Genomic DNA, 14,305 nt, shown 5'->3' with positions numbered 1-14,305 from the left:
TGCCACTGAGGCTCTGATTCAAATCCCGGCTTTATGCCGGGGTTTTTATTTGTTTGGAGAGGGCTGTTGAAATGGGACTTCGGCGCTATCTTCAGCCTTCAAAGAGCGGGCTGCTAAAGCCGCGCAAGTGCTTGGGCAGATTGTCGCTGACATCAATAATGCGCTGTTCATAGAAAACATGTGTCACGGCGGTTAATTCCTGGGGCAGTTGGTTGTTGTGGTTCTTGGCGATCAGCCACTGGGGAACAGCCCGCCAGTCCACGCTGTTGGTGTTGAACAGCACTTCTCCGCAGTTGGTGCAGAAATACTTTTTCATTTTCAGCCTGGGGTGTTTGTAGGTGCTGAGGTTGCTTTCGCCATGGGTGATGGAAGCAGTTTGATCAGTCCACACGGTGACCGGATAAAACGGGCCGTCAAGCAATTCCCGGCAGTCGATACAGTGGCAAATGACCCGCGCCCTGGGCTCGCCGCATAGAGACAATTCGATGCGGTTACAGCTGCAGTGGACGGTATAGGTTTTCATAATGGCTCCATAGATACGGGCAAGTACTGCTGATGTGGGCGGGCGGTTTCGTTGCTTCTGCTGTGTGGCATATTGGCGAGTGAAATATAACAGTGCCAATGCCAGTATTAATACGAGAATGCCGGAGGCAAGCAGAAACCTGTTGAAGACAGTGTAGAAACTTAGCTTGGCGTTTGTCTCAAATAGTGACAATTCTTCTTCGCTTAGCCCCGATGTGATCTCGTGATTTTTGTCTGACAGGTAGGTGCAGACATCCTCGATCTGGGTGTCGAGTAAAACCCATAAATTCACTTTGAATGCGACAGTGACTGACAAATGAGCGTTTGAATCGGCCGCAGTGCTACGAATACTATTAGCCCTCGCTGGCTATCGGTTTTCTAGTGGGTTGCTATTCTGAAGGGCCGTCCAGTTCCGGATAGCGTGCGAAATCCCTCACGGTGGGATAGCCGTCGATATAAACCCATTCGGTACTTTTAACCGGCACATGGCAGCCAAAACAATTATTGAACCCTTCGCCATGCCAGGTGGTTGTTACATTCTTTTTGGGCGCATCTGCCTTGAATAAAGCCCAACCCCAGCCTTCGCCCCAGGCCTTGTTGTCCGGAAATCGGTTTTCCCGGTCGCGCACCATCACAAACCAGACACCGGTATCGCCGGCCCATTGTGCATTTCCTGTAGATAGCTGCTTCTTCTCAATTCCGGAAACGGCTTTTATCAACACTGTAGCATCGGGCCATTGACCGTTTTTCTTGAATTCTTTAACGGATTCAGGTGTAGCGTAGACATCGTGAACACCGGGGCCACTTGCATGATCATCCTCCTTCACAAACCAGGTACCGAGATGAACCCAGTTTTCACGAAAATTATCTGGCCGGCTAATGTTTCCCTGCTCATCGACATACGGAGAAAAACCATTAGCCGATATTTCCTGTTCTGATTCTGAAGCGTCGCCTGGTGAACAGCCCGTCACGGCTATCGATGCAGCTACATAAAGGATCATTAAATATTTCATCCCTTCATACCTCCGACCTAAACAAGAGTTATATCCAAATAAATAACAATGGAAAACCACTCTATAGCGTAGTGCCAGACAGGCAGTGCCACAAGTTCCAGTGCTGCCAGTTTGGGGCGGGGGATTGCAGGATTATTGTCGACAAAACTTTCCATGCGGCCTGCAAGAAACCACAGTGATCCCTATACTGGTATTGGGCGTTGAAAACTATTCGGCGTGTACGGTGTATCAGTTAATCGCAGGTTTGATGTTATGCAGAGAGTCATAGAGGGTTTTCACCTGGACCGCTTTCAGGAGTGGGTGGCGGAGCTGGAATGTGGTCACGAATTGCAGATGAAGCACAATCCTCCCTACATGGAGTGCCGCTGGATTGGCACCGGCAAGGGACGACAGGAACATATTGGTGACAGTGTTGAGTGTGTGGACTGCGATATGCCTAAAATCCCCGATGGTATGACGTTGGTCGAAACCACTCCGGTGTATCAGCGTTCGGATATGCCGAGCGAATGGCAGGGTGGCCTCTCTACGGAGCCCGGGGTATGGGCCAGGGTTGTGGTCAAAGAGGGTATGTTGCAGTTCGTTATTGAGCCAGGCGTGCCTGCCAGCCGTGGTTTTCTACTCGACAAGGGCTTTGCTGGGGTCATGGCTCCCGATCTCACGCACAGTCTCAGTCCGGCAATGGGAGACGTGCAGTTTTACATTGAGTATTACTCGGCCTGATGTCGGGCCAGCGACTATGGGGCCGGGGTTCGAAGGGGTGGTTTCCGAGTAGAGTTGTTCAAGGCGCTCTATAGTTACTATACTGATTTGACGGGTTCGATGGTTGAGTCGACACCGTTGCCTGACAGGTTCCTTTTTAGAAAGCCTGTTGGGCGTAATCCATAGTGAATTAAAACAGGTGATTGATTTCCGGACAGGTCAGGTGGTCTGTTGCACAATCAAGTGAGACATGAATTTTTAATATAAAACAAATAGATATAATTCATGCTCTCACCAATAATAAGTTGGTATGTCTATTGCATAAGTAATGGAGCTCTCCAGATGGTGGCTATTTTTATTGGTCACATTGTGGTGAAGTTTATAACCCTAACTATTCTCGGCTAGTAAAAGAACTAAGGTAACTCGATATGGGAATGCTAATAAATATCGATAATGGCGGTACGCTCACAGATATCTGTGTGCTGACAGAAAACAACTTCTACAAGACCAAAACTCTGACAACACCTTACGATTTGAGTAAGTGTTTTTTTGATGGTCTGCGGTCTGCTTCCAAGGCAGTATACGGAGAAGAAAATGTCGCCCGGTTGTTGGCTGAAGTGGATCATATCCGCTATTCAACCACGCAGGGAACCAATGCCATTGTTGAACGTAAAGGTCCACGACTCGGTTTGATCATCAACAAGGGCTCTACGTTGCCCGCCCGTTTGCGTGAGCAGGATCCGGAGCTCTATGACTTCCTGATTGGCGACAGGGTTTCTGAAGTTGAATTGGCCGATGTGGATGATGAATCAAAAGGTGCGGATACCACTTCGGTCATCACCCGTCTCACTTCCGTGGGTGCCAACCGTATTGTGGTTTGTTTTGAGTCCGAGAAGGCAGACGAGTACGAAGCTCAGTTCAAACGTATTGCCTTTGACAACTATCCTCGCCATCTGCTCGGTGCTGTTCCAATGTTGTTTGCCAGTGAGCTGGCCGATGATGTGTCCACGGAGCGCCGTTGCTGGACAGCGATGATTAACTCATTTTTGCATCCGGCCATGGAGAACTTTCTCTATAACGCCGAAAACCGTCTTCGCGAGTATCGCACCAAGAACCCGCTGCTGATTTTCCGCAACGACGGGGATGCATCGCGCGTTGCAAAAACGATTGCTGTAAAAACATACAGCTCTGGTCCACGTGGTGGCATGGAAGGGGTTAAAACCTTCAGCAAGCAATACAACCTGCCCAATGTGCTTTCCATGGACGTTGGTGGTACTACTACGGACATCGGTCATGTGATCGGACACGGTGTGCACGAGCAGCGTCGCGGTACGGTTGAAGGTGTTCCTATCTCCTTTGCACTCTGTGAAATTGCCAGTCCCGGTGTGGGAGGCAGCTCCATTCTGACGGTGAAGAACGGTGCTATCCAGGTAGGTCCGGAAAGTGTCGGCGCAGTACCTGGTCCGGCCTGTTTTGGTCGTGGTGGCAAGAATGCCACGATCACCGATGTAAACCTGTTATTGGGTCTGCTGGATCCATCCACGTTCTTTGGCGGTGGTCTGGCTCTTGATCTTGAGCGAGCCCGTACGGCTATCGCTGAAAACATTGCTACGCCGCTGGGGGTTACCACAGATGAAGCCCTGCTCAAGCTGCGTGATGCCTTCGAGCAAAAAATCGCCGGGGAACTGAAATCTTTTGGTGAAATTGAAAGCGATACCGTGTTGCTGGCTTTCGGTGGCGCCGGTCCGATGAATGCCTGTGGCATCGCTGAAGGCTGCGGGATTTCGACCGTGTTTGTGCCCAAAATGGCGGCGGTTTTCAGTGCCTTTGGTATTGGTTCCTGCGATATCGGTCAGAATTATTCCACCGTGTTGACTGGTAGCCGTCAGCAGGCTCTGGAAACGGCCTATGCCGCACTGATGGAGCGCGGTGAGCGAGACATGTTTGCCGAGGGCTATGGCAAGGGTGAATATGAAGTTACAGCCAGACTGGTGGCAGACAAAGCCGGTGTCGAGTCGATCCATGAGCTCGGGCATACAGTTTCAGTCCCGCAGGACATGGCAAAAGCTGACGACGTGACGCTCGAAGTTGCGGTACGTAAAAAGCTGAAAACTGAAGACAACAAGCACGCGGAAGTGTCCAAAAAGGCTCAGGCCAACTCGGCTAAAAACCGCTCACTGTTTAACGGTGCGGCTGGTTGGAGCGACGTTCCTGTCTATGAAGTGAACAATATGCAGCCCGGTGCCCACGGCACAGGACCGGCTATCCTTGAGGAAGAATTCTTTACCTGTCTGGTTCGCGAAGGTTGGGAGTTCGTGGTGACTGAGCTGGGCGATATCTGCCTGACCAAGGGGGACAAATAATGAAAGTGTTGATGACTGAATATCTCCGTATTGATCTGGATTCGGAAAACTGGGAGTGCCGGGTGTGTGACCATGTGGTTGGTTCAGCCCGTGGTAACTACAAAGAGGGACTGCTGGTGTACAACCGTGATCCAGCAGATATCCACCCGTCCATTATCGACCCTGAAAAGTACCGTTTCACCTTCTGTCCTGACAGGGAGTGGGTCAACATTTACGAGTTTTACTGTCCGTCCTGTGGCACTCAGGTAGAGGTTGAATATACCTTTCCCAACCATATGCCACTCTACGATATGGAAGTAGATATTGATGCCCTGAAAGAGCAGTGGAGTCACCGCGAAGAGATTCTCGAGCCGGTGAAAGGCCCCAATATTCTGGTAGATCGCTGTCACACCCACAAGCACTGATACGGCTTGTTGATTGGTGATTGAATAAATTAGGTCTGTTTTAGGAAAAAGGTTATGAAACGTATATCAGTAGATATCGGTGGTACGTTTACCGATTGCTTTGTAGTTTGGGATGACAAGTACATTGAAACCAAAGCGTTGACGACCCACCAAAACCTCTCTCTCGGTTTTAATGAAGCCTTGGAGAGTGCATACACTGAACTCGGTCTCACCATGGAAAGTATCCTTTCTGGAGTGGATTCGGTTCGCTACGCCACTACGCTGGGTACCAATGCCCTGATCGAGCACAAAGGCCCTCGCATCGGCATGTTGGTGACGGCGGGTTACGAGGCGATGGTGCCACTCAGTCGTGGACGTGGTTACGGTGAAGGTCTGGACGAGCTGGGCAAACAAAACCTGCCCGATGCTCAGCGTCCGGCCCCGCTGGTTCTGCCGCACATGATCGAGGGTGTTCGCGAGCGTCTCGGTTTTCAGGGTGAGTTGGTTATGCCGCTTGATGAGCCGGACGTGCGCGTCAAGATCAGAAAACTGGTGGATAAGGGTGCTCAGGCTATTGTGGTTTGTCTGGTTAACTCCGTGGTTAACCCCGACCATGAAAAACGTGTTGAACAGATTTTGCTGGATGAGTATCCCTCGCATCTGCTGGGTTCCATTCCGGTAATCTTGTCTCACCGCGTTGCTGGCCGGAAGGGCGAATATGTTCGTGCGACCTCGGCGATTGTGGATGGCTATCTTCACTCCACCATGTATCACGCCATGAGTCAGCTGGAACAAAACCTGCGTTCCAATAAGTACGATAAGCCGATGTTGGTGATCCACAACTCCGGTGGTATGGCACAGTTGAACTCAACCGATGCGCTGCAAACCATCCACTCCGGTCCAGTATCCGGTATCAGTGCAGCGGAGCATTTGGCCAAGGAAGCCGATCTCGGCAGTGTGGTTGCTACCGATATGGGTGGTACCTCCTATGACATCGGTATCGTGGTGGAAGGCGGTATCAAGCACTACGATTTCAACCCGGTTATTGACCGCTGGTTGGTGTCTGTGCCTATGGTCCATCTGGTTACCCTCGGTGCGGGCGGCGGTTCCATCGCCAGCTTTGACCGGATGTACAACGCGGTTGCCGTGGGTCCGAAGAGCGCCGGCTCCGATCCCGGTCCAGCCTGTTATGACCGTGGTGGCATGAGTCCTACCGTGACGGACGCCGATTTGGTGCTGGGTTATCTGGACCCCACCAATTATGCCGGCGGCCACATTCCGTTGAACCCCAAGCGCTCTGTGTTTGCCATTGAAGAAACACTCTGTGACGACCTGGATGTATCACCGATTGAAGCGGCGCTGCTGATCAAGGAAAAAGTTGACAGCAACATGGCTAACGGTCTGCACACTGAGTTGCGAGTTCGCGGTTATGATCCCGAAGAGTTCACCATGCTCGCCTATGGTGGTAATGGTCCGCTGCACTGTTGTGGTATTGCCAGCAATCTGAGCATTGACAAAATTCTGGCGCCACCCATGAGTTCGGTATTCTCGGCAGTGGGTGCAGGCAACATGCACCAGATGCACATTCATGAAATGTCATTGTTCATGGTGCTGTACGATTCCAACACTCGTAAAGTGTTCGATGACTACACGCGTTTCAACGACATCGTTGCCGAGCTGAGCTCCCGCGGTCAAAACGATCTGCTGCGTCAGGGTATGAACCTTGAGGACATCCGTTATTCGCTGGAACTGGACATGCGCTATGGTAACCAGCTGGTTCAGACCACCGTGGTCGTGCCCAAGCACACTCTGGAATCTGCCATGGATGTCATGAATATCCTGCAACAGTTCTCCGAGGACTATGGCAAACGCTTTGGTGAAGGTAGCCAGGCGCCGGAAGCGGGTATTCGTATCAACACCGTTCGTGTGGCTTCATTTGTAGAGCACGAAACCGTGCACTTCAAACACATCAAGCCGATCCCGGAAAGTGAGCGCTCCGCACCGCCAGAACCCATTGCCAAACGCACCTGCTACTTTGTCAGCACTGGCGCCAAGGCAATCGAAACACCGGTCTGGCGGAAAACTGACATCCCGTCGGGAACAGAAATTGTGGGTCCCGGTATTGTGGCCTCAGACGTAACAACCTACTTGATTGAACCGGGCTGGAAGTATGTCTCTGCCGAGCAGGGCGCCGTATGGTTCTTCCGCACCGATGCAAAAAATTGAGTGGATATAGGGGTATTTGATTATGAATAACGAAACAAACAATTCAGCTTTGCAAGATCAGGAGCTGATCGAAAAATTCCTCAAGGATACTACCCTTTTCCTGGGGCCCGATCCCGAGATCATGCGCGACCACAGCATCATGCCGCGCACGCCCGAAGAAGAAAAGGCGATGGAAACGTTCACCGACCTCAACCAGATCGCCTCCATTCGGGACCGGCTTCAGTCTGCCTGTGAAGAAGGTTTTGAGATGGTTGAGCAGATGGGTGCAGCTCCCGGTGCCAAGTGGGGTGACATTATCACCGGTATCTACTCGGCGTCTGGTGACCTTACGATCGGTAGTGCCGGTGGCGTATTGATCTTCTCCGCACTGGTTCACCACCCGATCAAGTTCATTATCAAGAACTGGATCGATGAAAAAACCGTCGGCGTCAGTTCGGGGGATGGGTTCATCCACAACGACTCCCGCTATGGCAACGTGCACAATACCGACCAGAGCATGATTCTGCCGGTATTCCACGAAGGCAAGCTGGTTTGCTGGGTGGCATCCACTGTTCACGAAGGTGAGTGTGGTGCAATTGAGCCGGGTGGCATGCCTTCCATGGCGGAAACCTCCTTTGACGAAGGTCTGAAAATGTCCCCGTTCAAAGTGGTGGAAAACTACGAGATCAAGCGAGACCTGCTGACCTTCCTGCAGAATTCTGTACGCGAGCCGAAGCTGCAATACGAGGATATGAAGGTAAAACTGTTCGCCTGTATGCGTCTTGAAAAACGCATCAAGGAAGTGCTGGCTACTGACGGTCCTGATGCCCTGACAGCCTGTCTGCGATACACCAACGAGAGTGTGGTAACCGAAGTCCGTCGCCGCATTTCCGAGTGGCCCGACATGACCGTGCGCACTCAGACCATCATGGACAGCACCCTGCGTGAAAATGCGCTGCTGAAAATCAATCTGGCGGTGATCAAGAAAGGTGATCGGCTCATTTTTGATTTCTCCGGTACCAGCCCCGAGCTGACCAACCGCGCTATCAATACCCAGCTGCCCGGTATGAAGGGCATGGTAGGTCAGGCCTTCATGAACCATATCTGGCCGGATCTGCCCCGTGGTCAGGCGGGTCTGTCGCCCGTGGAGTTCGTGACTCAGCCCGGCACCCTAGTGGACTGTTCCTACTCGGCGCCCAACTCCCAGAGTCTGATGTCTATCTTCCACAGCTTTACAGTGGCCCAGCACGCTTGCGCCAAATTCCTGTACAGCTGTCCGGACAAGTACACCCGTGTACTGGCACCCTGGCACAATATGATCAACACCTTCATCTGGGGTGGTGTCAACCAGCACGGTGAAACCCTGGGTAACCTCTGTGCCGACCTGAACGGTATGGGTGGCGGTGCCCGTATGGACCGCGATGGTGAGCACGCACTGTCCCCGATTTTTGCCACTATGGCGGATATCGGTGAACAGGAAATGAACGAGGAAGAAGTTCCGTTCCTGCAACTGGTGTCCAAGAAAATGACGGCCAATACCCAGGCCCCCGGCAAATACCGCGGTGGCATGGGCTACACCATGATCGCGGCTACCAAGGACAGTGAACAGTGGGGCTTCATGACCACTACTCAGGGTTCCAAGGTGCCTACTATCCAGGGTCTGTTCGGCGGCTATGCCGGGGGTTCTTACCCCCTGTGTAAAGTTCAGGGTGTAGACGTGTACGAGGTTTTGCTGGAGAATCCGCAACTGTTCAAACACAGTATCCACGAAATTATGAATGAGCAGCCATTCCCGAATGCCAGATACACCACCCACCACATGGGTATGGGTTTCGACATTTCCAAACGCGGTGAGCTGTACATGATTTCCCAGGGTAGCGGCGGTGGTTACGGTGACCCCCTCGAGCGTGATCCCACCTATGTGATCATGGATATTGAGGAAGGTCTGATTTCTCCCGAGTGGGCTAAACAGCTCTACAAGGTGGAATTCAACGAAACCACGCTGGTGGTGGATGACGAGGCTACCGAAAAACTGCGTGCCGAGTATCGCGAGCAGCGGAAAAAGCAGGGCGTGCCCTATGCCGAGTTCGTCAAGAAACACGTTAAGGATCATCCGCCCGAGAACATTCCGTTCTACGGTGCCTGGAATGGCGATAACGAGGTGATTTATGCCGGTAGTCTCGACGATAAGCGCGATGCTCAAAATCCCGGCCCGATCTACGTCACACATCCAAAAGACGTGAGAATTGCCGAATTGGAAGCCAAACTTGCAGCGGCCAGGAAAGACGCTGGTCTCCCGCCCGAGAATGAAAGGAAATAGTATGGCACTAGATCTTGTGTCCTATCTGGCAGCCGGGGGGGAAACCCCCCGGCTTTGGATTAACTTCAACGACTACACTAAAAAATTGCTGTTGGGAAAGGATGAAAACCCCTGGACCAACCCCGCTGCCTACATGTCATTTTATCGTCAGGCCCATGGTCTGGTGAAAGCCCAGGTGGTTGTTATCGATGTTTGGGACCTGTTTCAGCACTGGGTCAGGGAAGATGCGGAGGCCCTCCCGGCCATGGCGGGCAAACGGCGGGTCACTGCCGCCCTGAAAGCTATGCTGGAAGCCTATGCGCCGCGCGAATTGTTGGCAGAGGTCATAACAGCCCTGGCCAATAACTACAGCAGCTCTGCACCGCTGGTCATGGTGATGCCATCTCCTCGTGCCCTGCTGGTCAAGGCCCATCAGGCCGCCAATGGAGAGACTGCCGAACCGGATGAAATGAGCGTCGATACGGCAGCAATGTACGTGGCCGATTTTCTGCGTTATTTTAGCGAAACCGAGCTTTCCGGTGTGCTGCTGGTGGAAGATCCCGAACTGATGCCTGCCAGCGGTGCCGAACTGACCTGGTATCAGCCCGTTTATAATGTGGCAAAACACTACCGCTGGTCTGTGGGGTTATATCTTCCCACAGCGGATGCCGATTTCGATGTGCCCGCGGATCTGGCCTTTACCATTGCTCCATCGACATCGCCGCTGGGTGGCAAATCCAAAGGTGTTGAGGTGACTGACCTGCTCTGGGGTGACCAGTCAGGTGGGTCGCTGCCAACGGTGGATGGGTTTTATTACCTGACTATTCCGCCGGATGCGAAGCCCGAGTTGGTTCTTGATACTCTGTCGAGCCTGAAGGGTTAACCTGGTCCAGTCGTAAGCGAGGCCCATCATGCGTCTAGTCGATTTTCTCGATCAGAGTCCTGCGCTATTTTCAGAGAAAGCGAAATTTGTCGACCTGGACAATGACCTGTCGCTGAGCTATCGGCAAATGGTCGATGCCTCAATCAAGATTGCCACGTTGTTAAAGGAACAGGGGGTGAAGCGACAGGACATCGTCGCTACTTACGCCCCCAATTCGGTGGCGGCCTACTGCTGCATCTTCGCCATTTCCCGGGTTGGTGCTGTCTGGTTGCCGCTGAATATGCGCAACACCTTTGAGGCCAACCGCAAGCTGATTGAAAAATCCGGTGCGGTAAAACTCTTTGTGGACGACAGTGTCGCCACCGCTTTCCCTGAACTGTCTGACACTTTTCCCGGTGATCAGCTCATTGAACTCAATGGCCAGCGTGTCGCCGATATTGATCTTCGTGCGCTTTCCGGTCAGGCATTGGTCGTCGACTCGCAAAGCGATGTGGATGACGGGGCAGGACTAGTCAACCTGTTTGCCACCGGGGGTACCACAGGCGACTCCAAGCTGGCGGAGTGGGGAAGCATCACCTGGGATACGCTTTCGGCGATTCAGAACGAGTTGATGCCGTTGCCTGACATTCCTGCCTGCTATCTGGTGGCGGCCCCCATGACTCATGCCGCCGGTATCGCCTCTTTCGAGGTAATCCGTCAGGGCGCCAATGTCGTCGTGATGGATGGCATGGTGCCGGAACGGCTGCTGGCCACTATCGAAACCTATCAGGTCACTCACCTGTTCATGCCACCCACTGCGATCTACATGCTGCTGGCCCATCCCCGGGTGAAAGCCTGGGATTACAGCAGCCTGCGTTATTTCTGGTATGCGGCTGCGCCGATGTCGGTGGAAAAGCTCAAGGAAGCCATTGATGTTTTCGGGCCGGTGATGGTGCAGACTTACGGTCAGGCTGAAGCGCCGATGCTGTGTACCTTCCTGTCCGCCGAAGATCACGTTCTGGCGCTGGATGGCAACAACCCCTCTATACTGCGTTCCTGTGGCAGGACTTCACCCCACGTTGAGGTGGCTGTTTTGAACGACGAGGGCAAGCTCCTCGAGCCGGGGCAGGAAGGAGAAATTGCTATCAGGGGCAACCTGCTGATGCGGGCCTACTACCGGAATCCCGAAGCCACTGAGGCGATCCGCTGTGAGGGCGGCTGGCAGCGCTCCGGGGACATCGGCGTTTTTGATGAGCAGGGTTATCTGGCAATTGTAGACCGCAAGCGGGATATGATCATATCCGGCGGTTTTAATGTCTACCCCAGTGAAATCGAACAGTTGCTCTGGGGGCATTCGGCAATCAAGGATTGCGCTGTGATTGGCATCCCCGATGAAAAATGGGGTGAGCAGGTTACCGCAGTGGTGGAGTTAAAAGATAAATCCCGGCCACCGGACGAACAGGAGATTATTCAATACTGTAAAAGCAAACTGGGTAGCGTGAAGGCGCCCAAGCAGATTCTGTTCTGGGATGAGCTGCCGCGCAGTCCCGTTGGCAAGGTTCTGAAAAAAGAGATTCGCAAGGTTTTCTGGGAAGAGGCGGGTCGGAAAATCTGACCGGTTACCATTTCGACTACACTTTTTACACGCCTGCCCGCCGGGCCTGAAACACTTAACCATCTGTCTGTAATAGTAGTGAGGATATATTGTGAAGGTTAGTATTGTTGGTGCGTATAACAGCAAGTTTGGTGCGTTCGTCAAACGCGACCGTGAAACCGGTGAGGTCGAGGATCTCAAATCCTTTTATGAATTGCTGACAGAGGCGGGAGCTGGTGCCATTGCTGATGCCGGGCTGGAAGCAAAGGACATTGATGCCATCTGGGTCGGCTCCTGCTCTCCATCTTTGTTCGTGAACCAGGAGCACGTCGGGCCGCTGGCGCTGGAAATTGATCCTCAAGGATTGCTGTTCAAGCCCACCACCCGCACCGAGGGAGCCTGTGCCACCTCCTCTCTGGCCATCTACAATGCCGCCTATGCAGTGGCCTCTGGCCGGTTCAAAAATGTACTGGCGATCGGCGTCGAGAAAATGAACACCCTGAATACCGCTGGTGTGACCCATGCGCTGTCCTGTTGTTCCTACTGGCCGGAAGAAGGTAACAAGGGCATGACCTTCCCCGGTTTGTTTGCTGAACTGGGTAAAGCTTACCAAGAGAAAGAAGAACTTTCTCCCGAGCAGTTGCGTATCATGTTGGCTCATGTCAGTGCCCTGAATTACCGCAATGGTATCCAGAATCCACTGGCGCATTTTGGCCCCGGTAGTATACCGGACATCAACAAGTTGACTACCGCCGAGGCGATCCTCAATCTGCCGGAATCGGGCAAGGGTAGTAACCCGATGATCGCCCCGCCATTGCGCCTGCACGATTGCTCACTGATTACCGATGGGGCGGCCGCAGTGGTGCTCACTTCCAGCGATAATGCCAAAGCCAGCTTCAAGCATGCCGTTGAGTTGTCCGGTATCGGCCATGTGACGGACCGGATGATGCTCAAGGAACGCATCGGTCGTCTGCATGAGCTTCGCGCCACCCGTCACGCCGTCGACTTGGCGCTGAAGGAAGCGGGAGCCACCGTGGATGATCTCGATCTGGCGGAGGTGCATGACTGTTTCACCATCAATCAGCTTCTCTGCGTTGAAGCTATCGGTCTGTCCGAGTCGGGCCGTGCCGGTTACGATTTCATGAGTGGTAAATACGATCCAGACAGTGACTGTCCGATCAACCTGTCTGGTGGCCTGAAATCCAAGGGCCACCCGGTGGGTGCCACAGGTGCATCGATGCATGCGCTGGCCTACAAACAACTGGTGGGCGAGCCGATAGGGGTGGCGGCAAAGGGTAATCCGGAAGTGGCGATGACCGTCAATATCGGTGGCTCCGGTGTGACCAATTGTGTCTCGGTTATGCGTCGACTCAAATAGTGCTTTCCTCCCTGACAGGGCGTGAACCGGCTACCGGTTCGCCCCTGCCAGTTTTTTTGATATCTCCCCGTCACCCCAAAAAGTCTTGATTCCAATCAAACTTCCTGAACTTTTGTTGTCACAGTATTTGTTTTCCTGTGGGCTTGGTTTAATAATTGTCCCGTGGGTTATGATAGAGCTGGTTCCGGCAAGCTATTTTGCGCAGCCTGCTTGGTACCGGTAGTTGTAGATGTAGCAAGAATAAAAAATCAGGAGATGATGAGATGCCAAAAGTAGCACTGGTGACTGGGGGAACAAGAGGTATCGGTGAAGTCATTGCTATTGAGCTCAAGGAGGCGGGCTATCTGACGGTGGCCAATTACGGAGGCAACGATGACCGGGCCAGCGAGTTTAGGAAGCGGACCGGTATTCCCACTTACAAGTTCGACGTATCCGATTTCGATGCCTGTAAAAACGGTATCGAAACGATAGAACGTGATATCGGCCCCGTCTCCATTCTGGTTAATAATGCGGGGATCACCCGCGATGGCACTTTGCACAAAATGTCCCCGCAATCTTGGCAGGAGGTGCTTGATACCAATCTGGGCTCCTGTTTCAACATGAGTCGCTGTGTGATTGAGGGCATGCGTGAGCGCCGTTTTGGTCGTATCGTCAATATCGGCTCACTGAACGGTCAGGCGGGTCAGTATGGACAGGTCAATTACGCTGCGGCCAAGTCCGGGATTCACGGCTTTACCAAGGCGCTGGCGCTGGAAGGTGCGAGCATGGGGATCACGGTTAATGCGGTAGCCCCAGGCTATGTGGAAACTGATATGGTGAGGGCCGTGCCAGCCGCCGTGTTGGAAAAAATTGTTGCCCGTATTCCCGTTGGTCGGCTTGGTTCCGCCCATGATATCGCTCGGGGCGTACTGTTTCTGGTGTCGGATGAGAGTGGTTTTATTACAGGCTCTACCCTGTCCATCAACGGTGGCCAGCACATGTACTAGC

General features: G+C 52.9%; 11 protein-coding genes. 9 read left to right on the top strand and 2 right to left on the bottom strand.

Features of this window, described 5'->3' with window-relative positions; all coding sequences use genetic code 11:
* Positions 1 to 91: 91 nt before the first annotated feature.
* Both U740_RS11480 and U740_RS11475 read right to left on the bottom strand, forming a co-directional pair.
* Positions 92 to 814, bottom strand: a complete 723-nt coding sequence (locus U740_RS11480; protein WP_152556838.1) for a GFA family protein — start codon at positions 812 to 814, stop codon at positions 92 to 94.
* A 97-nt stretch (positions 815 to 911) separates the two neighbouring features.
* On the bottom strand, positions 912 to 1,535 hold the full coding sequence (locus U740_RS11475) for a cytochrome P460 family protein (RefSeq protein WP_051921541.1): 624 nt from the start codon (positions 1,533 to 1,535) through the stop codon (positions 912 to 914).
* 252 nt (positions 1,536 to 1,787) lie between these two features.
* Between U740_RS11475 and U740_RS12080 the strand changes: the two genes are divergently transcribed.
* From U740_RS12080 to phbB, 9 genes are all read left to right on the top strand, one after another.
* A complete protein-coding gene (locus U740_RS12080) occupies positions 1,788 to 2,255 on the top strand; it encodes a DUF3565 domain-containing protein (RefSeq protein ID WP_081890932.1) in 468 nt (155 codons plus the stop codon).
* 407 nt (positions 2,256 to 2,662) lie between these two features.
* A complete protein-coding gene (locus U740_RS11465) occupies positions 2,663 to 4,597 on the top strand; it encodes a hydantoinase/oxoprolinase family protein (protein WP_036860859.1) in 1,935 nt (644 codons plus the stop codon).
* Between the two features lie 11 nt (positions 4,598 to 4,608).
* A complete protein-coding gene (locus U740_RS11460) occupies positions 4,609 to 5,001 on the top strand; it encodes an acetone carboxylase subunit gamma (RefSeq protein WP_036862101.1) in 393 nt (130 codons plus the stop codon).
* Positions 5,002 to 5,055: 54 nt separating this feature from the next.
* Positions 5,056 to 7,206: a hydantoinase/oxoprolinase family protein gene (locus U740_RS11455; RefSeq protein ID WP_036860857.1), complete on the top strand. Its 2,151-nt coding sequence runs from the start codon at positions 5,056 to 5,058 to the stop codon at positions 7,204 to 7,206.
* Positions 7,207 to 7,228: 22 nt separating this feature from the next.
* On the top strand, positions 7,229 to 9,505 hold the full coding sequence (locus U740_RS11450; protein ID WP_036860854.1) for a hydantoinase B/oxoprolinase family protein: 2,277 nt from the start codon (positions 7,229 to 7,231) through the stop codon (positions 9,503 to 9,505).
* Position 9,506: 1 nt separating this feature from the next.
* Positions 9,507 to 10,367: a hypothetical protein gene (locus U740_RS11445; RefSeq protein WP_036860852.1), complete on the top strand. Its 861-nt coding sequence runs from the start codon at positions 9,507 to 9,509 to the stop codon at positions 10,365 to 10,367.
* A gap of 28 nt (positions 10,368 to 10,395) precedes the next feature.
* Positions 10,396 to 11,961 carry an AMP-binding protein gene (locus U740_RS11440; protein ID WP_036860849.1) on the top strand — a complete coding sequence of 522 codons (1,566 nt, stop codon included), beginning with the start codon at positions 10,396 to 10,398 and terminating at the stop codon, positions 11,959 to 11,961.
* Positions 11,962 to 12,052: 91 nt separating this feature from the next.
* Positions 12,053 to 13,318: a thiolase C-terminal domain-containing protein gene (locus U740_RS11435; RefSeq protein ID WP_036860842.1), complete on the top strand. Its 1,266-nt coding sequence runs from the start codon at positions 12,053 to 12,055 to the stop codon at positions 13,316 to 13,318.
* Positions 13,319 to 13,581: 263 nt separating this feature from the next.
* Complete coding sequence (phbB, locus tag U740_RS11430) at positions 13,582 to 14,304, top strand: acetoacetyl-CoA reductase (protein WP_036860840.1); 723 nt, start codon at positions 13,582 to 13,584, stop codon at positions 14,302 to 14,304.
* Position 14,305: the final 1 nt, after the last annotated feature.

Source organism: Porticoccus hydrocarbonoclasticus MCTG13d, assembly GCF_000744735.1.
GTDB classification, from domain to species: Bacteria; Pseudomonadota; Gammaproteobacteria; order Pseudomonadales; family Porticoccaceae; genus Porticoccus; species Porticoccus hydrocarbonoclasticus.
Note: the sequence above shows the minus strand (reverse complement) of the source record. Positions and strands in the feature narration are given on the sequence as shown.